The sequence below is a fragment of the Pseudomonas shirazica genome, assembly GCF_015168335.1.
In the GTDB taxonomy this organism is placed as follows: Bacteria; Pseudomonadota; Gammaproteobacteria; order Pseudomonadales; family Pseudomonadaceae; genus Aquipseudomonas; species Aquipseudomonas asiatica.
Window position 1 is genome coordinate 2070774 of record NZ_CP063456.1, and the last position, 18222, is coordinate 2088995.

Sequence of the window (18222 nt, forward strand, 5' to 3'; positions counted from 1 at the left end):
GGCGCGCTCCGCTCAAGGCAACACGGAAGCCGGGTAGACCGCGTCGGCCACCTGCAGCTTGCGTGGAATCAGGCCCAGGCCCTGGAATGTGTCGGCCAGCTTTTGTTGCTCGGCAACGATCTCTGGGGTGATGGCCACGGCATTGTAGTTGCGCCGCTCGCTGGCCGCTTGCAGCACGTTGGCGTTGATCCCGAGTTGTGGGGCCAGCAGTGCGGCGACTTCCGCAGGCTTGGCGTTGGCCCATTGGCTGACCTTGGCCAGCTCGGCGAAGAAGGTCTTCAGCAATGCGCGATGCTGGTCGGCGAAGCTGGCGGTGGACAGGTAGAAGGTGCGGTTGTTGGACAGGCCGCTGCCGTCGCGCAGGTTCTTCAGGCCCGGCTGGCTTTCTGCCGCGGCGAGGAACGGGTCCCACAGGGTCACGGCCTGGACACTGCCCGATTGCAGGGCAGCCACGGCATCGGCGGCGTTGTTGACGTAGGCCGGGGTGATGTCCTGGTAGCTGAGGCCGGCCTGTTCCAGGGCAACGGCCAGCAGATACTGGGCGTTCCAGCCGCGGCCGGTGGCCACGCGCTTGCCCTTGAGGTCTTGCACGCTGGCCAGGTGGTCCTGCTCACGTACCACCAGGCCGATGCCACGTGGGTAGGGCTGCTCGGCGGCCAGGTACACCACCGGCTTGCCTGCGGCCTGGGCGAACACCGAGGGGGCGTCGGCGGCATGGCCGAGGTCGATGGCGCCGGTGCTCAAGGCTTCGAGCAACTGCGGGCCGGCGGCGAACTCGTGCCAGCTGACTTTCACGCCTTGCGGCGCCAGGGCCTTCTCCAGGGCACCGCTGCCCTTGAGGATGTTGATGCTGTTGAACTTCTGGTAACCGATACGCAGGGTCCTGGCCTCGTCGGCCAGGGCTTGGGACCAGGGCAACAGGGTACTGGCGACACTGGCCAGCAAGCCGCCGATCAACAGGCGGCGCAGGGGGGAAAAGGCACGGGCGGGCATGGGCATTGCTCCTTGAACGGGGAGGGAAGCGATGCGCCCAGACTAGGGAGGTGGCGTTTGGCATTCAATTTTTATATCTCTTTTTGTTAGATTGTTTTGTTATTTTTATATCCTTTTGTTTTGTGACGTCTGGTCCATTTCACATTCACTTGCCAGGCTCCCGGCAGGCCATTCGATGACGAGAGCGTGCAGGGCCTTCGCACTCCGAGGTGCCTGCTCTGCGACCAGCGTGGCCCTTGGCCAGTGCAGGCAGCGTTTGCGGGTAGGCAGCAGCCGTGGGGTGGTGGCTACCCGACCAACAGCGCGCTTCCCTGCATGGCCGCGCTCGCGGATAATCCCCCTCATTCCAATAAACAGCCTGTGAGTGGGTATGAGTGATTCCGTAGTCAGCCTCGGCCAGCCTGAAACCGAAGGGGGGCGCAAGACGCGCAAGAACAACCCCGAGAAAACCCGCGAGGACATCCTCCAGGCCGCCATCAACGAGTTCGTCCAGCAAGGGCTGGCTGGTGCCCGCGTCGACGCCATCGCCGAGCGCACCGCCACCTCCAAGCGCATGATCTACTACTACTTCGGCAGCAAGGAGCAGCTGTACTGCGAGTGCCTGATCAAGCTGTACGGCGACATCCGCAAGACCGAACAAAGCCTGGACCTTGAGTCGCTGCCGGCCGAGCAGGCGATCCGCCGGCTGGTGGAGTTCACCTTCGATCACCACGACCGCAACGTCGATTTCGTGCGGATCATCTGCACCGAAAACATCCACTATGGCGAGTACGTCAAGCAGTCGCCGGCGATTCGCGAAATGAGCAGCCTGGTGCTCGAGGCTCTGGGCAATACCTTGCGCCGTGGGGTGCAGGAAGGTGTGTTCCGCACCGGCATCGAGGTCATCGACCTGCACATGCTGATGAGCTCGTTCTGCTTCTACCGGGTTTCGAACCGCCACACCTTTGGCGAGATCTTCCAGATCGACCTGTCCGATGAGCAGGTCAAGCTGCGTCACAAGGCCATGATCTGTGATGCTGTGTTGCGGTATATCCAGACCGAGCACCGCCCCTGAAAATTCTCCAGTGGCTGGGCCGGCTCCTTTGCCGGCAAGCCAGCCCACGGGTGCAAGAACTGGCTTGCCGGCGATGGACTGCGTAGCAGCCCCCGGCGATCAGCTCAATTCCAGCCAGATCGGCGCATGGTCCGACGGCTTTTCCATCCCGCGCAGTTCGTAGTCCACACCTGCATCCTTGATCCGCGGCACCAGGTGCTGGGAGGCCATGATCAGGTCGATGCGCAGGCCGCGTTTGGGCTCGTCCTCGAAACCGCGGCTGCGGTAGTCGAACCAGCTGAAGCGGTCGGCCACTTCCGGGTAAAGGTGGCGGAAACTGTCCACCAGGCCCCAGCCCTTCAAGCGCTCCATCCACTCGCGCTCTTCCGGCAGGAAACTGCACTTGCCAGTCTTGAGCCAGCGCTTGGCATTGTCCGGGCCGATGCCGATGTCGCAGTCCTGCGGCGAGATATTCATGTCGCCCATCACCAGCAGTGGCTGGTCGTTGCGGAACTGGCCCTCCAGCAGCGCCTGCAGGTCGCTGTAGAAGCGCTGCTTGGCCGGGAACTTGGTGGGGTGGTCGCGGCTTTCACCCTGAGGGAAATAGCCGTTCATGATGGTGATCGGGTTGCCATCGGCATCGGCGAAGGTGCCCCAGATGAAGCGGCGCTGAGCGTCTTCCTCATCGCTGGCAAAACCCTTGTGAAGGCTCAGCGGTGCCTGGCGGGACAGCAGGGCCACGCCATAGTGGCCTTTCTGGCCGTGGTAATGCACGTGGTAGCCCAGCGCCTGCACGTCGGCCAGCGGGAACTGATCGTCGCTGACCTTGGTTTCCTGCAGGCCGATCACGTCCGGCTGGTGCTTTTCGATCAGCGCCGCCAGCTGGTGCGGGCGGGCCCGCAGGCCGTTGATGTTGAAACAGACGATCTTCATGGAAAGATGATCCCGGTAAAAGGCGCGATGCTAGCCGACATCGCTTGCCATCACCAGCATGGCGGCTTCGGCAGCCTGCTGCTAACGTCCTTTCCAAGGCACCCATGAGCCCATTCCAGGAGGACTGCCCGCAATGCCCGAAACCACTGCCGCTCCGGCCCGTGTCTGCCTGCTCGATGACGGCTACAGTCGTGAGGCGCGTTCGCTTCTGTATAACGCCTACCGTCACGAACCTACCTTCGCCTATATCTTCGAGGCCCAGCGCCCAGGCTACGAGCGGCGTCTGCGGGTGATGGTGCGCGAGTGGGTACGCCAGCACTTCTACCTGCAACTGCCCGCCATCGGCCTGCTGGTGGAAGACCGCCTGATCGCCATGGCCCTGATCGTGCCGCCGATGCGCCGGCTGGGCGTAGCCGACAGCTGGGCCTGGCGCCTGCGCATGATAATGGGCACCGGCCTGCGCTGTACGCGCCGCTACATGGACTACCAGGCCGCCCTGGCCACCTGCCTGCCCACCGACGAGGTGCATGTGCTGCCGCTGCTGGGCGTGCACCCGCAGTTCCAGGGCAAGCACTACGGCGAGCAATTGTTACAAGCTGTGCATGACTGGTGTGCAGACGACCCTGGTACGCAGGGAGTGGTGCTGGACACCGGCAACGAGCACTACCTGGCCTTTTACCAGCGCCAGGGCTATGAGGAAATTGGCGAGGTGGCTGTAGGACCAATCCGTGAGAGGGTGTTCTTCCATCCCAACCCGGTCTCTTCCAATTCTGCTTTTGCCTGAGCGAACCGCGCGACGGCTCCCTTGAGCGCCCGGCTCTGGTAGCATGCGCCGCATGACGTATTCAGGAAGATTGACCTGGGGCCTGGTTATCTGGGTCGCCAGTTTCGCAGCATGGGGCCAGAGTGAGTTGCTGGTGAAGGTCAAACCGGCCAACAAGGCGCTCAAGGCCAATGTCGAAGGCTATATCGGTAACCTTGGCGACCGCGATGAAGAAGCGCTGCTGCGCTTCAGTCGCGGCGCCCAGGAGCAGGCGCGCAAAGCCGCGCAGGCACTTGGCTACTACCAGGCGCAGATCGACACAGAGGTCAAGCCCGCCAGCGAGGCTGACCGTTCCCCGCAACTGATCATCACCATCGACCCTGGCGAGCCGATTCGCCTGCGCAACGTGACCATACGCATCGAAGGCCCCGCCAGTGAGATGAAGGCTTTCCGCGTGCCCGACAGCAAGGCCCTGCGCACGGGTGAACAACTCAACCACGGCCATTACGAAGATGCCAAGCGGCTGATCCAGAACCAGGCATCGCGCTACGGCTTCTTCAGTGGGTGCTTCAGCCGCCAGCGCCTGGCGGTAGACCCCCAGGCCGGTGTGGCCGATATCGAACTGGTCTACCAGAGCGGCCCGCGCTATCACCTGGGCGCGGTCACCTTCGGTGGCGACACACCGCTGGACGACGACCTGCTGCAGCGTATGGTCTCGTTCAAGCCGGGTACACCTTACGACTCGGAACTGATCGCCGAGCTGAACAATGACCTGCAATCGAGCGGCTACTTCGAAGGCGTGCGCGTGGATGCGGCGCCCACCGCCGCCGTGGGCGAAGAAATCCCCGTGGATGTCCGCCTGCAAACCCGCAAACCGCGCACCTTGGGCCTGGGCCTGGGCTTCTCGACCGACGTCGGGCCCCGCGGCAAGGCCAACTGGACCCGCCACTGGGTCAACCCGCAAGGCCATAGCTACGGCTGGGAAACCGAACTGTCGGCACCCCGGCAGAACGTCGGCCTTTGGTACGACATCCCCCTCGACCCGCCGCTGACCGACAAGTTGCGCTTTGCCGGCGGCTACCAGAACGAAGAGATTGCCGGCACCGACACCCTCAGCAAACTGCTGACGGTGGGCCCCGAGTGGCACAGCAAGCTGCCAAGCGGCTGGCAGCGGGTGATTTCCCTCAAGTACCAGCGCGAGGAGTACCGTCTGGGTGATGACTCCGGGCTGAGCAACCTGTTGATGCCGGGGGTGAGTTACTCCTTCCTGCGCAGTGACAACCGCATCGACCCGCATAACGGCTACCGCCTGCAGTTCGATGTACAGGTAGCCAAGGAAGGGCTGGTCTCGGACACCAACCTGCTGCATGGCAACGTGCTGCTCAAGGGCCTGACCACGCTTGGCCATGACCATCGCTTGCTCGGCCGGGTGCAGTTCGGTGGCAGCGCGACCAATGGCTTCAAGAACAACATCCCGCCGTCGCTGCGCTTCTTCGCCGGTGGCGACCAGAGCGTGCGTGGCTATGACTACCAGACCTTGTCGCCGAAGAACAGCGACGGCGACCGCATTGGTGGGCGCTACCTGGTCGCCGGCAGCGTCGAGTACCAGTATTCACTGACCGAGAAGTGGCGGCTGGCAACCTTCGTCGACCAGGGCAACTCGTTCAACGACCTGGAACTGCCAAGCCTCAAGACCGGTGTCGGTTTTGGCGTGCGCTGGGTGTCGCCGGTCGGGCCGCTGCGCCTGGACCTGGCCAAGGCGCTGGATGATGAAGGGGGAATTCGCCTGCACTTTTCCATGGGGCCTGAGCTGTGAAACGCGTGATCAAGTACATTCTGGCGGGCCTGCTGGGGGTAACCGCAAGCCTGGGCCTGGTACTCGGCCTGTTGCTGGGGACCGAAGCCGGCAGCCGCTGGGTGCTGGGCAAGGTGCCCGGGCTTGAGGTGGCTGATTTCCAGGGCCGCCTGGCCGGTAGCTGGCAAGCCAGCCGGCTTATCTGGGCCGATGCCGGCAGCACGGTAGATTTGCAGGCACCGCTGCTGGCCTGGTCGCCGGCATGCCTGCTGCGCTCTACCTTGTGCATTGACCAGTTGCAGGCGCAACGTATCGACATGGCCTTTGCGCCCAGCGCCGAATCGGCCGACAGTGGCCCGCTGCAGTTGCCGGCCCTGCGCTTGCCGCTGGCCATCGAACTGGGTGAGGTCAAGGTTGGCCAGTTGCGGCTGGATGGCAATGACCTGCTTGGCGACTTGCAACTGGCGGCGCACTGGACCAATGCCGGGCTGCGCGTCGACAGCCTGCAGCTGAAGCGTGACGACCTGCAATTGAACCTGCAAGGCAATCTGCAGCCCGAAGCTGACTGGCCGGTACAACTCCAGGCGCAGCTGCAACTGCCAACGGTAGACGGCAAACCCTGGCAGTTGGCGCTGACTGCCACCGGCGAGTTGCAGAAAACCCTGAAACTCGCCGGCACCAGCAGCGGTTACCTCGACGCCACGCTGAACGGGCAATTGCAGGCGTTGGCCGAGCACCTGCCGGCGACTTTGCAGATCCGCTCCGAGGCATTCAAGCCGGCCGCCTCGTTGCCCGACACCGTGCAGTTCAACCAGCTCAAGCTCGACGCCCGCGGCGACCTGCTCAAGGGCTATCAACTGTCGGGGTCGGCCAGCCTGCCAGCCGAGCAGTCGCCGATCGCCTTGCTGTTGTCCGGGCTGGTCGACAGCAAAGGCGCCAGGCTTGATGCCCTGGACCTGAGCGCCAGCGATACCCAGCGGGTCAAGATGCAAGCCACGGCTGACTGGCAGCAAGGCCTGGTCGCCGACGCCCAGTTGGACTGGCAGGACTTTCCGTGGCTGCGCCTGTATCCGCTGGAGACGCCCCCTGAGGTCACCCTCAAGCGGCTCATGGCCCAGGTGCATTATCGCGATGGCAACTACCAGGGCACCTTCAATGGCGACCTGGATGGCCCGGCTGGCGCGTTCAGCCTGGCCAGCCCCTTCGAAGGTGACCTGAGCCAGGTGAAGCTGCCGCAGTTGGCGCTGACCGCCGGGCAAGGCAAGGCTGCCGGCAGTGTCGCCGTGCGCTTTGCCGACACCTTGGCATGGGATGTCGACCTGCAGTTGTCGGCGCTCGACCCAGCCTATTGGCTGGCCGAGCTGCCGGGTACCCTGGCGGGGCCGCTGCGCAGCAAAGGCGAGATGAAAGGCGACGCCTTGAGCCTCGATGCCCAGCTAGACCTGAAAGGCCGCCTGCGCGGCCAGCCGGCAGTGCTCAAGGTCGAGGCCCAGGGGGCAGGGCAGAGCTGGACCTTGGGTACCCTGGCAGTCCAGCTGGGGGATAACCGCATCAATGGCAGTGGCAGCCTGCAGCAACGCCTGGCCGGGCGGCTCGACCTCGACCTGCCGCGCCTGGGCCAGTTGTGGCCAAGGTTGCAGGGCCAGGTCAAGGGCCGGCTTGACGTCGCCGGCACCTTGCAGGCCCCGCAAGGTACGCTGGCCCTGCAGGGCCAGCGGCTGGCCCAGGCGGAAAACCGCGTGCAGCAGCTGGACTTGGACGCCCGCCTGGACAACGCCCAGCGTGGCGTGATCGAACTGAAGGCCAGCGGCATTCACCTGGGTGACACGGCATTGGGCACCTTGCAGGCCAACGGCAAAGGCGACATTCGCCAGCAAGCCTTGACCCTGGCGCTGGACGGCCCGCAGCTCAAACTCGACCTCGGCCTGGATGGCCAGTTGAACAAGGGTGACTGGCGCGGGCGCCTGGCCAGTGGGCGGATCCAGGCCGGCGGCCAGGACTGGCGGCTGCAGGCACCGGCGCGCCTGCAGCGGCTGGCCAGCGGCCAGCTGGACTTTGCTGCGCACTGCTGGCGCTCCGGCCAGGCCAGCTTGTGCGGCGACGACCAGCGTCTGGCCCCCGAGCCACGCTTGCGCTACCACCTCAAGCAGTTCCCGCTGGACAGCCTGGCCCAGTGGCTGCCGAAGGACTTCGCCTGGCAGGGCCTGCTCAATGCCGACATCAATCTGGACATCCCGGCCAGCGGCCCCAAGGGCAACATCGTCGTCGACGCCAGTGGCGGTACCCTGCGCGTGCGCGACAAGGACCGCTGGGTCGACTTCCCGTACCAGGCCCTGCGCCTGGACAGCACGCTGGCGCCAAGGCGCATCGATACCCGCCTGGCGTTCCGCGGCGAGCGCCTGGGCGAGCTGAACGTCAACACCCGCCTGGATCCACTGGGCAGCAACAAACCGCTGTCGGGTGATTTCCAGCTGGCAGGCCTCGACCTTTCGGTGGCGCGCCCGTTCGTGCCGATGGTCGAGCGTCTGGCCGGGCAGCTCAATGGCAGTGGCAGGTTGTCGGGCACCTTGCTGGCGCCGCAGGTCAACGGCAACCTGATGCTCAGTGGCGGCGAAGTCAGTGGTGCCGAGCTGCCGGTCAGCCTCGAGGACCTGTCATTGCAGGCGTTGATTGCCGGCGAGCAGGTACAGCTCAACGGCGGCTGGCGCAGTGGCGAGGCGGGGCGTGGCCAGCTCAATGGCAACCTGACCTGGGGCCAGGCACTGGGCATGGACCTGCGTCTGCAGGGCCAGCAACTGCCCGTCACGGTCGAGCCCTATGCGACGCTGGAGGTCGCCCCAGACCTGACCTTGCGCCTGATCGACGACAAGCTGGCGGTGACCGGCAAGGTACAGGTGCCCAAGGGTGCGATCACTGTGCGCGAGCTGCCACCGTCCACCGTCAAGGTCTCGGATGACACGGTGATCGTCGGCCACCAGACCGAAGAGGGCAAACCGCCCATGGCGATGGCCATGGACATCGATGTCGAAGTGGGCCGCGACAAGCTTTCGTTCAGCGGCTTTGGTCTCACGGCCAACCTGCTCGGCCATGTGCACATCGGCGACAACCTCGACACCCGTGGCGAGCTGAACCTGGCCGATGGCCGCTACCGCGCCTACGGCCAGCGCCTGACCATCCGCCGTGCGCGGTTGTTGTTCGCAGGCCCGATCGACCAGCCATACCTGGACATTGAAGCGATCCGCAAGGTCGACGATGTGATTGCCGGTATCCGCCTGAGCGGCAGTGCCGAGCAGCCCACAAGCAAGGTGTTCTCGGAACCGGCCATGAGCCAGGAGCAGGCGCTGTCGTACCTGGTACTGGGGCGGCCGCTGGGCACGTCCGGTGAAGACAACAACATGCTCGCCGAGGCTGCCTTGGGCCTGGGCCTGGCGGGTAGCGCCGGCATCACCGGCAGCCTGGCCTCGAGCCTGGGCATCGACGACTTCCAGCTGGACACCGAAGGTTCGGGCAATACCACCAGCGTGGTCGCCAGCGGCAACCTCACCGAGAAACTGAGCCTGCGCTACGGGGTGGGGGTGTTCGAGCCCGCCAACACCATTGCATTGCGCTACAAGCTGAGCAAGAAGGTGTACCTCGAAGCTGCCAGCGGGCTGGCCAGTTCACTGGACATCTTCTACAAGCGCGACTTCTGAGCTGGCGCAGGGCGGCCGTCAACGGACAGTAGCCGCTTCGATGAACTCATTGGTATCGGGCGATGGCGGCGGGCTGGGGGCGCGTACCGGGATGATCAGGCTGGTGTATTCCTCGATCAACCGGTTGAGGGCTTCCGGCGGTTCGCTGGCCTGGAACTGCATGCGGATCTGCACTTCATCGGGGTCACGGCTGTCGCCCTGACGGCTTTGGCCGCCGATGGTGACCTTGAAGCTGGCCGCCTTGTTTTCACCTGCAGTCAGCAGTGCCTGCTGTGCTTCGGTGCCTTTGACCCTTACCGAAAGGTCGACCTGCATGCGCTCGAGGGCCAGGCCTTTTGGCGACACCAGCGCGAACAGCGGTACGCGCATGATGTGCTGGCCGTCCATGGCCACTTCGACCATTTTGGCTTTCATGGGCGCGCCCAACGCTTCGGTGTCGCATTCGAAGAACTGGTCGAACAGGTTGATGTACTGCTGCGCGATCAGGCTGTTGGTAGCACTGGCGGCTTCCTGCAGGCCACGGGTGATTTCGCGCAGGTCGATGGAAGTCATGGGGGCGGGGGATTTATCCAATGCTTCGACTCCTCAGGCCAGGTGGTGCCCCCCTGTTGCTGGTCAGGGGGGCTGTTCGGGGCAGGGAGGTGCGTCTCAAGAGGTGGCGGCGGCGAGGGCCGAAGCGCCGTCGGCGGCAGGGTTCTTCAAGGTATCGGCCTGGGAAATCAAGTCCTGGCTTTCCAGTGTGGCGGTTTTGACCACGGTCGGCTTTGTCGCGGCGTCGGTCAGGAAGTCGATCACCCGCATCATCGCTTCAGGCGGGTCCTGGCGCTTCAAGGTCGTGTTGAAGGCGTAGCGGGCGCGGGTGTCAGTCTTGCGGGTTTGCGTGGACTTGTGGCTGACGCTGCCTTTCACGTTGAGCCTGAACGGCCCCCAACCCAGCGAACCGCTTGCCTCGGCGCTCATGTCCTTGCTGGAAACGTCTTCCGACATCTGGTTGATGACCAGCTCGAACTCGACGTTGCCTTCTTCGATGGAGATGTTCGGGTGGGTGATGGCTGCCACCAGCGGCACTTTCATGGTCTTGCTGACCACGCCCTTGTACTCGCCTTGTTCGTCGACGATGGTTTCGTCGTAGTCGAACTGGATGGCCACGGCCTTGCCGTCCTGGACGCACACCTGCATCAGGAAGTCGGCGTAGGATTTGCTGGCGGTGACCTGGGCCTGGACCATGGCCTGCAGGGGGCCTGCGATCATGCGGTCCATCGGCAAGGCATTGATTACGGAACCGATGAGGCTGTTATCTATCGACATTGCTGGGTTCTCTTCTGGTTGGGTTCAAAACGTGGCCGTCAATGGTGGTGACGATGCCGGGGGCTTCAGCGCGCGCAAGGTTCTTGCCGGCGGATGTTGCCAATCTGGCGCAGGCTCAGGCCGTACTTGTCAGCGAGCAGGCTGCGTGACAGGCCGCTGGCGCTTTCCTTCTGGATCTGCAGGTTGCGCAACTGGCGCATGAAATGGTCAGCCTTGGGGATTTCCAGGGCGACACCGGCAAAGCGCTTGATCAGCGCGTCGAGCGCTTCGGGCGGCAGCACGTCGGCAAGCTTGGTGCGCTCGCGGTGCTTGGGGATGTACTTGGGCCTGCCGCCGTAGGCGCAGGTCAGCTGGTAGGCGTTGTCGATGCCGATGCAGTCGATCAGGGCCTGCAGCGAGTGGGGCAGTTGGCTGATATCGATGTGGCTCAAGTCTGGCATTTGCATATGGCGCTCCTTCGGGACGGATGGGCTGTGCTACCCGATCACCAGCGGCGTTATGTCGAAGGTGTGACTGGATTTTCTGTGACAGCCGAGGCATGTCGCTAGGCGGCATATGGGTTGGGGGTTGTAGCTTCCGCGAACAGGTTTTGCAGGCAGCGATATCCGGCGTTGTAGGACATGGCTTCAACATCTGGCTGTAGCGGGTGATTTCCCATCAGCTCACTCCTTGTGTTGCGCGCAGGGTGTGATAACCATCAATCACACGGATAGCTGCTCAACAGGCTGGCGCTGCGCAGGTAGGCCTGAGGGGAGTCGCGCATGCCTTGTGGCAGCGTGCGCCAATCGACCAGCAGGCACAGGGCATGCAGCGGCTGCCCGTCACGCTGGCCGATGACCTGGTCGGCAAAGCGGCGGCGATACAGTGCCTGGGTCTGCTGTTGCGCTTGTACCCGGTCGGCCTGGGCCAGGGTTTGCCGGGCCAGCTCTGGCAGTTGCGCCTGGGGGGCAGTGAAATGCACCGACGCACCTTTTGCCTGCAGGTAACCGGCCTGGCGCACGCGCTGCCACAGTTGTTGCCATTGGCTGGCGCCAGCTTGGGCAGCCAGTTCGCGGCCCAGTTCGAGCAGTTGCTCGGCCGAGGTCTGGCGGGTGTCCAGCGCATGAAGGGAAAAGGGGGTCAGCAATAGCGACGCGAACAGAAGGGGTTTGTACATGGTGCCTCCGGCGTGGGTGCTTGGGAGCCCCATGCTTTCAGGCAGGCGCCGACCCACCCAGCAGGAAATGCAGCGCCGGGGCCGGTGGCCGTTGTATCATTGCCGCGGCTCGTTGCGAGCCATTTGCCCCTGATGTTGCAAGGAACCTTCGATGACACACGTGCAGCGCCTCAAATACTCCCTTCTGATCATCCTGGTGGTACTGGGCCTGATGCTGGGCCTGTCCCACCTGCAGAAGCAGGGCACGATCAGTGAGCAGACCTTCCAGATGCTGGCCATCGCCATCGCCGTGGTGGTCGTGGTGATCAACGGCATCCTGCGGCGCAAGGTCAAACCCTGACTTTGGCTGGCCGGCCAGGTATGGCCGGCCATGCGCTCAGCGCAAAGGCGTTCGTTCCAGCACGGCGCGCGCCTGGGGGTCGAGGCTGTAGCATTTGTCGCTGCCCAGCTGGATGACGCCCTCGCTGCACAGCCGCTTGAGCACTTCGCGCACGCTGAGGAACGACAGCGGGATATCCAGCTGTTCCAGCTGCGCGTGCACGCCGCGCACGCCAATGCTGCGGCCATTGCGGTCGGCGGCGTGCAAGGCATCGATGACCTTGAGGCGGATCAGGCTGGTACGCAGGCCGAAACTGCGCAACAGCTCGCGGATCTGTTCGTTGCCGATGCGTTCGTCAGCAAAAACGTCCTGTTCCCTGGGCGCTTTGCCTGGGACGCGCCCAGCCTGGATCGAGGGTTGCGGGTTGTACATGTGAATGCTCCTTTTCGTGGACGAACCCGAAATTTGGGTGCCTCACTTACTAGGACGAATGAGAACGGAAAAACTGCAGCCCACTCGCAAAAAAAATCTGGTTCTGTTCAAGACGTTCCATTGCCTTGTAATACGTAAAATTTTCATTTGGCCATTCGTCTGATCGGGATGATCCCCGAAGCCGAGGAGTGCCTGTGTTTCCACTTTCCCGTCCCATGACTTGCGCTGGCCTGGCCGCCGCCCTGGTAGCCTTCAGCGTTGGCGCAGTGCCGGTGCAGTCCGCCGCAGCCGATGCCAGTGCGCAGATTCGCCGAACCACTTACGGTGTGCCGCACATCGTGGCCAAGGACGAGCGCGGCCTGGGTTATGGCATCGGCTACGCCTACGCCCAGGACAACTTGTGCCTGCTGGCCAATGAAGTGCTGACCGTGAGTGGCGAGCGCTCACGCTACTTCGGTGCCAAGGGCAAGACCCTTGAGCAGCGTGACAACCTGGCCAGCGACGTATTCTTCACCTGGCTCAACACTCCGGCGGCAGTCGATGCGTTCTTGCAGGCGCAGCCGGCGCCGGTACGGGCGCTGCTGGCAGGCTATGCCAGCGGGTTCAACCGGGCGCTGGCCGAGCGCCGCAGCCAGGGGTTGCCCGCCGAATGTGGCACCGGCGAGTGGCTGCGGCCGATCAGCAGCGAGGACCTGGTCAGGCTGACCCGTCGGCTGCTCGCCGAAGGCGGTGTCGGGCAGTTCGTCGAAGCGCTGGCCGGGGCGCAACCGCCAACGCAGGCCAGCCAGCCGGCGCCGGCAGGGTTTGCCGCGGCGCTGGCCAGGCAACAGCGTTTTGCCACGGAGCGCGGTAGCAATGCGGTGGCTGTCGGGGCCCGGCGTTCGGCCAATGGCCGCGGTCTGTTGCTGGCCAACCCGCACTTCCCGTGGATGGGCGGCATGCGTTTCTACCAGATGCAACTGACCATTCCCGGCCAGCTCGATGTCATGGGGGCGGCATTGCCGGGCCTGCCGGTGGTCAACATCGGCTTCAACCAGCATCTGGCCTGGACGCACACCGTCGATACGTCGAATCACTTCACCCTGTACCGCCTGCAACTCGACCCCAAGGACCCGACCCGCTACCTGCTCGATGGCAAGTCGCTGCCGTTGGCCCGGCAAACCGTCAGTGTTGCGGTAAAGGCCGAGGATGGCAGCCTGAGCCAGGTGCAGCGCCAGGTCTACAGCTCGCAATTCGGCCCGGTGGTGCAATGGCCGGGGCGCCTGGACTGGGATGCACATGCTGCCTACAGCCTGCGCGACGCCAACCTCGAGAACACCCGGGTGTTGCAGCAGTGGTACCAGATCAACCGTGCCGACAGCCTGGCTACGTTGAAAGGCTCGATCGAACAGCTGCAGGGTATTCCCTGGGTCAACACGCTGGCGGTAGACCCGGCAGGCAAGGCCTTGTACCTGAACCAGTCAGTGGTGCCTTATGTGGATCAGCAACTGCTGAGTGCGTGCAGCAACCCGCAGGCGCAGGGGCGCCTGGTGGTACTGGATGGCTCACGCAGCGCGTGCCAGTGGAAGGTCGATGCGCAGGCCGCACAGCCTGGGATCTTCCCTGCGCGGCTGCTGCCGAGCCTGGAGCGCGAGGATTTCGTGCAGAACTCCAACGACCCGGCCTGGATGGCCAACCCGGCGCAGCCGCTGACCGGTTATTCGCCGCTGGTCAGCCGCAGTGACCAGCCGCTGGGCATGCGTGGCCGCTTTGCCCTGCAACGCCTGCAGGGTACGGCCCGCCTGGGCGCTGACGACCTGCAGCGCATGGTGACCGATGACGAGGTCTACCTGGCCAGCCTGCTACTGCCTGACCTGCTGCAGTGGTGCAAGGGCGCCGATGCGGATGTGCGGGCGGTATGCAGCAGCCTGGCGGCCTGGAACGGCAAGGCTGACCTGGACAGCGGCATTGGCCTGGTGCATTTCCAGAACCTGTTCGACGCCCTGGCCGAGCACCCGCAAAGCTGGCGGGTGGCCTTTGACCCTGCCGATCCGCAGCACACCCCGCGCGGGTTGGCGGTCGAGCAGGCGGCCGTGCGCAAGCTGTTGCATCAGGCCGCATTGGCGTCGCTCGAGCAGGTGCGTGACAGCGGTATGGCAGGGGAGGTGCGCTGGGGGCAGGTGCAACAGGCGGGCGATGGTACGCCGGTGCCGGGTGGCCCGCAGGCGTTGGGCGTGTACAACGCGATCTACAGTGTGCCGCATGGGCAGGGCAAGCGGTTGGTGGTCAGTGGTACCAGCTACCTGCAACTGGTCAGTTTTACCGACCAAGGGCCAGAGGCCCGTGGGCTGCTGGCGTTTTCCCAGTCCAGTGAAGCGGCTTCGGTGCATGCCGGTGATCAGACCAAGGCGTTTGCAGCCGGGCAACTGGCGGTGATTCCGTTTACCGAGGCGCAGATCAAGGCTGACCCGGAGTACCGGGAAGTGGTGATCAGTGAGGGGGACAAGGGGGCGGTGGTCCAGCAGTAGGGCATACCGGCCTCATCGCGGGCTCGCCCGCTCCCACAGGTACCGCACCGCTTGCAGCCTTGGTGCAGTACCTGTGGGAGCGGGCATGCCCGCGAAGAAGGTGCCTCGGTCGGTCAGGAAAACTCGAACGGCGCCAGCTGAAACCCTTGCTCGTCAACCTGCAAGGCCCAGCCACGGCGGTCCCAGTCGCCCAGCACGATACGCCGTGCCGGTTGCCCGTCGACCACCAGCTTGTGTATCGCCGGCCGATGGGTATGCCCATGCACCAAGGTACGTACACCATGCGCCGCCATTACCTTCGGCACTTCCTCTGGCGTGACATCGACGATCTCGGTGGACTTCATCCGCGTTTGCGAGCGGCTTTCGCTGCGTAGCTTGCGTGCCAGCTTGTAGCGGGCCGAAAGCGGCAGATGCCGCAACACCCACAGGCTCAGCGGGTTGCGCAGCAAGCGGCGCATTTTCATGTAGGCCAGGTCGAGGGTGCACAAGGTATCGCCATGCATCAGCAGCACCTGCTCGCCACCCAGCTCGATCACGCTGGGGTCGTGCAGCAACGTGCAGCCCGCAGCGTCGCAGAAGGCTTGGCCGATCAGGAAATCACGGTTGCCATGCATCAGATAGATGGCCGTGCCGCTGTCGCTCAGCCGACGCATGGCCTGGCAGACCGACTGCTGGAAAGGCGTCATGGCATCGTCGCCGATCCAGGCTTCGAAAAAGTCGCCAAGGATGTACAACGCCTTGGCGTGGCGGGCACGGCCATCGAGCAGATCAAGAAACGCCCGGGTAATGTCCGGGCGTTCTTCTTGCAGGTGCAGATCGGAGATCAGCAGGATCACTCAACGATCTCGGCTTTCTCGATGATCACGTCGTCCTTCGGCACGTCCTGGTGGCCAGCCTTGGAACCGGTGGCGACCTTTTCGATGGCGTCGACGATTTCACGGCCTTCGATCACTTCGCCGAATACCGCGTAGCCCCAGCCCTGCACGTTCTTGCCGCTGTGGTTGAGGAAGTCGTTGTCGGACGAGTTGATGAAGAACTGCGCCGAGGCGGAGTGCGGCTCCATGGTACGGGCCATGGCGATGCTGTACTTCTTGTTCTTCAGGCCGTTGTCGGCTTCGTTCTGGATGCTGGCGCGGGTCTTCTTCTGGCTCATGCCAGGCTCGAAGCCGCCGCCCTGGATCATGAAGCCCTTGATCACGCGGTGGAACACGGTGCCATTGTAGTGGCCGTCCTTGACGTACTGAACGAAGTTTTCGGTAGTCAGCGGCGCTTTCTCGGCGTCCAGTTGCAGGACGATGTCGCCGTGGTTGGTGCTCAGTTTGACTTTGGACATGCTGAAACTCGCTCTTTCAAGGCAATCGGAATTAGGGTGCGCAGGGCGCGGGTCATCACCTGACGCAGGATCAGGCGATCGCGACACATGGCGCGCACTGGCCATTTTGCCAGGCTGCGGCAAAAAGCCGTGATAAATCACGCCAGTTTGTCCGGGCCCGACTGTCAGCAGCTTGACTGCTTCGGCTATGATAGGCCCTTTGATTCAATCGGCCTACCCAGGCCGGACACGTGCATTCAAGGATCCTATGAGCAAGCCCACTGCCGACAACGCGCCCAACGCCGCTGCCAAAGGCGCCCCCGCTGTCCCTGCGAATTTCCTGCGGCCGATCATCCAGGCCGACCTGGACTCGGGCAAGCACAGCAGCATCGTCACCCGTTTCCCGCCGGAGCCCAATGGCTACCTGCACATCGGTCACGCCAAGTCGATCTGCGTCAACTTCGGCCTGGCCAAGGAATTCGGGGGCGTCTGCCACCTGCGTTTCGACGATACCAACCCGGCCAAGGAAGACCAGGAGTACATCGACGCCATCCAGAGCGATGTCAAGTGGCTGGGCTTCGACTGGGCCGGCGATGTGCGCTACGCCTCCGACTACTTTGACCAGCTGCACGACTGGGCGGTCGAGCTGATCAAGCGTGGCAAGGCCTACGTCTGCGACCTTACCCCCGAGCAGGCCAAGGAATACCGTGGCAACCTCAAGGAGCCGGGCAAGAACAGCCCGTTCCGCGAGCGCAGCGTTGACGAGAACCTCGACCTGTTCGCGCGCATGAAGGCCGGCGAGTTCAAGGATGGCGAGCGCGTGCTGCGGGCCAAGATCGACATGGCCTCGCCGAACATGAACCTGCGCGACCCGATCCTGTACCGTATTCGCCATGCCCACCACCACCAGACCGGTGACAAGTGGTGCATCTACCCGAACTACGACTTCACCCACGGCCAGTCGGACGCCATCGAGGGCATCACCCATTCGATCTGCACCCTGGAGTTCGAAGGCCATCGTCCGCTGTACGACTGGTTCCTCGACAACCTGCCGGTGCCGGCGCACCCGCGCCAGTACGAGTTCAGCCGCCTGAACCTGAACTACACCATCACGTCCAAGCGCAAGCTCAAGCAACTGGTCGACGAAAAGCACGTCGAAGGCTGGGACGACCCACGCATGTCGACCCTGTCCGGCTTCCGTCGCCGTGGCTACACCCCGGCTTCGATCCGCAACTTCTGCGAAATGATCGGCACCAACCGTTCCGACGGCGTGGTCGACATGTCGATGCTCGAGTTCAGCATCCGTGACGACCTGGACCGCACCGCACCGCGCGCCATGTGCGTGCTGCGCCCGCTGAAGGTGGTCATCACCAACTATCCGGAAGGCCAGGTCGAGCAGCTCGAACTGCCGCGCCACCCGAAGGAAGACATGGGCGTGCGCGTGCTGCCGTTCTCCCGCGAGCTGTACATCGACCGTGACGACTTCATGGAAGAGCCGCCGAAGGGCTACAAGCGCCTGGAACCGGCCGGTGAAGTGCGCCTGCGCGGCAGCTACGTGATCCGCGCCGACGAGGCGATTAAGGATGCCGACGGCAACATCGTCGAGCTGCGCTGCTCGTACGACCCGGACACCCTGGGCAAGAACCCGGAAGGCCGCAAGGTCAAGGGCGTGATCCACTGGGTACCGGCCGAGGGCAGCGTCGAGTGCGAAGTGCGCCTGTACGACCGCCTGTTCCGCTCGCCGAACCCGGAAAAGACCGAGGAGGGCGGCAGCTTCCTGGACAACATCAACCCAGGCTCGCTGCAGGTGCTCAGCGGCTGCCGCGCCGAGCCGTCGCTGGCCCAGGCGCAGCCCGAGGACCGTTTCCAGTTTGAACGCGAAGGCTACTTCTGCGCCGACCTGAAGGACAGCCAGCCGGGCCGCCCGGTGTTCAACCGCACTGTCACCCTGCGTGACTCCTGGGGCAGCTGAGGAACCG

General features: G+C 64.0%; 16 protein-coding genes. 7 read left to right on the forward strand and 9 right to left on the reverse strand.

The annotated features are described in order from the left end of the window. Nucleotides 1-12: 12 nt before the first annotated feature. A complete protein-coding gene (locus tag IMX18_RS09525) occupies nucleotides 13-993 on the reverse strand; it encodes an aliphatic sulfonate ABC transporter substrate-binding protein (protein WP_039614223.1) in 981 nt (326 codons plus the stop codon). Nucleotides 994-1363: 370 nt separating this feature from the next. Between IMX18_RS09525 and IMX18_RS09530 the strand changes: the two genes are divergently transcribed. Then, nucleotides 1364-2047 (forward strand): TetR/AcrR family transcriptional regulator, encoded by a 684-nt coding sequence (locus tag IMX18_RS09530; RefSeq protein ID WP_015270640.1) that lies wholly within the window; start codon nucleotides 1364-1366, stop codon nucleotides 2045-2047. Nucleotides 2048-2146: 99 nt separating this feature from the next. Here the strand turns inward: IMX18_RS09530 and xthA are convergent, their stop codons facing one another. After that, nucleotides 2147-2959, reverse strand: a complete 813-nt coding sequence (gene xthA / locus IMX18_RS09535; RefSeq protein WP_013972920.1) for an exodeoxyribonuclease III — start codon at nucleotides 2957-2959, stop codon at nucleotides 2147-2149. A 133-nt stretch (nucleotides 2960-3092) separates the two neighbouring features. Between xthA and IMX18_RS09540 the strand changes: the two genes are divergently transcribed. Genes IMX18_RS09540 through IMX18_RS09550 form a run of 3 tightly spaced genes read left to right on the forward strand, consistent with a single transcriptional unit; the run spans nucleotide 3093 to nucleotide 9209 of the window. Continuing rightward, entirely contained in the window at nucleotides 3093-3743 is a 651-nt protein-coding gene (locus tag IMX18_RS09540; RefSeq protein WP_013972919.1) for a GNAT family N-acetyltransferase, read from the forward strand. Between the two features lie 52 nt (nucleotides 3744-3795). Further along, on the forward strand, nucleotides 3796-5538 hold the full coding sequence (locus IMX18_RS09545) for an autotransporter assembly complex protein TamA (RefSeq protein WP_217190126.1): 1743 nt from the start codon (nucleotides 3796-3798) through the stop codon (nucleotides 5536-5538). Beyond that, nucleotides 5535-9209 (forward strand): translocation/assembly module TamB domain-containing protein, encoded by a 3675-nt coding sequence (locus tag IMX18_RS09550; RefSeq protein ID WP_054573527.1) that lies wholly within the window; start codon nucleotides 5535-5537, stop codon nucleotides 9207-9209. The genes IMX18_RS09545 and IMX18_RS09550 overlap by 4 nt, the downstream gene beginning before the upstream one ends. An 18-nt stretch (nucleotides 9210-9227) precedes the next feature. Here IMX18_RS09550 and IMX18_RS09555 read toward each other — a convergent pair whose 3' ends face one another. The 4 genes from IMX18_RS09555 to IMX18_RS09570 form a co-directional block, all read right to left on the reverse strand. Further along, on the reverse strand, nucleotides 9228-9782 hold the full coding sequence (locus tag IMX18_RS09555) for a DUF2589 domain-containing protein (protein ID WP_054573526.1): 555 nt from the start codon (nucleotides 9780-9782) through the stop codon (nucleotides 9228-9230). A gap of 75 nt (nucleotides 9783-9857) precedes the next feature. Beyond that, the gene (locus tag IMX18_RS09560) at nucleotides 9858-10517 is read right to left on the reverse strand and encodes a DUF2589 domain-containing protein (protein WP_015270636.1); all 660 of its coding nucleotides are present in this window, start codon (nucleotides 10515-10517) and stop codon (nucleotides 9858-9860) included. Nucleotides 10518-10582: 65 nt separating this feature from the next. Then, a complete protein-coding gene (locus IMX18_RS09565; protein WP_015270635.1) occupies nucleotides 10583-10963 on the reverse strand; it encodes a Mor transcription activator family protein in 381 nt (126 codons plus the stop codon). A 251-nt stretch (nucleotides 10964-11214) separates the two neighbouring features. Next, nucleotides 11215-11673 carry a hypothetical protein gene (locus IMX18_RS09570; RefSeq protein WP_015270634.1) on the reverse strand — a complete coding sequence of 153 codons (459 nt, stop codon included), beginning with the start codon at nucleotides 11671-11673 and terminating at the stop codon, nucleotides 11215-11217. Between the two features lie 151 nt (nucleotides 11674-11824). Between IMX18_RS09570 and IMX18_RS09575 the strand changes: the two genes are divergently transcribed. Continuing rightward, nucleotides 11825-12013 (forward strand): hypothetical protein, encoded by a 189-nt coding sequence (locus tag IMX18_RS09575; RefSeq protein WP_003248064.1) that lies wholly within the window; start codon nucleotides 11825-11827, stop codon nucleotides 12011-12013. Nucleotides 12014-12049: 36 nt separating this feature from the next. On the opposite strand, the gene IMX18_RS09580 is transcribed toward IMX18_RS09575, so the two are convergent. Beyond that, the gene (locus tag IMX18_RS09580; RefSeq protein WP_023661040.1) at nucleotides 12050-12424 is read right to left on the reverse strand and encodes a fe2+ zn2+ uptake regulation protein; all 375 of its coding nucleotides are present in this window, start codon (nucleotides 12422-12424) and stop codon (nucleotides 12050-12052) included. A gap of 194 nt (nucleotides 12425-12618) precedes the next feature. Here IMX18_RS09580 and pvdQ point away from each other — a divergent pair, with 194 nt between their 5' ends. Next, on the forward strand, nucleotides 12619-14931 hold the full coding sequence (pvdQ, locus tag IMX18_RS09585; protein ID WP_217190125.1) for a bifunctional acylase PvdQ: 2313 nt from the start codon (nucleotides 12619-12621) through the stop codon (nucleotides 14929-14931). 113 nt (nucleotides 14932-15044) lie between these two features. Here the strand turns inward: pvdQ and IMX18_RS09590 are convergent, their stop codons facing one another. Together IMX18_RS09590 and IMX18_RS09595 are read right to left on the reverse strand one after the other, a co-directional pair. Next, on the reverse strand, nucleotides 15045-15767 hold the full coding sequence (locus tag IMX18_RS09590; protein WP_217190124.1) for a UDP-2,3-diacylglucosamine diphosphatase: 723 nt from the start codon (nucleotides 15765-15767) through the stop codon (nucleotides 15045-15047). Next, a complete protein-coding gene (locus IMX18_RS09595; protein ID WP_003259195.1) occupies nucleotides 15764-16264 on the reverse strand; it encodes a peptidylprolyl isomerase in 501 nt (166 codons plus the stop codon). Before IMX18_RS09595 ends, IMX18_RS09590 begins: the two co-directional genes overlap by 4 nt. A gap of 247 nt (nucleotides 16265-16511) precedes the next feature. On the opposite strand from IMX18_RS09595, the gene IMX18_RS09600 reads away from it, so the two are divergent. Next, nucleotides 16512-18215, forward strand: a complete 1704-nt coding sequence (locus IMX18_RS09600) for a glutamine--tRNA ligase/YqeY domain fusion protein (protein ID WP_013972908.1) — start codon at nucleotides 16512-16514, stop codon at nucleotides 18213-18215. Nucleotides 18216-18222 lie beyond the last annotated feature (7 nt).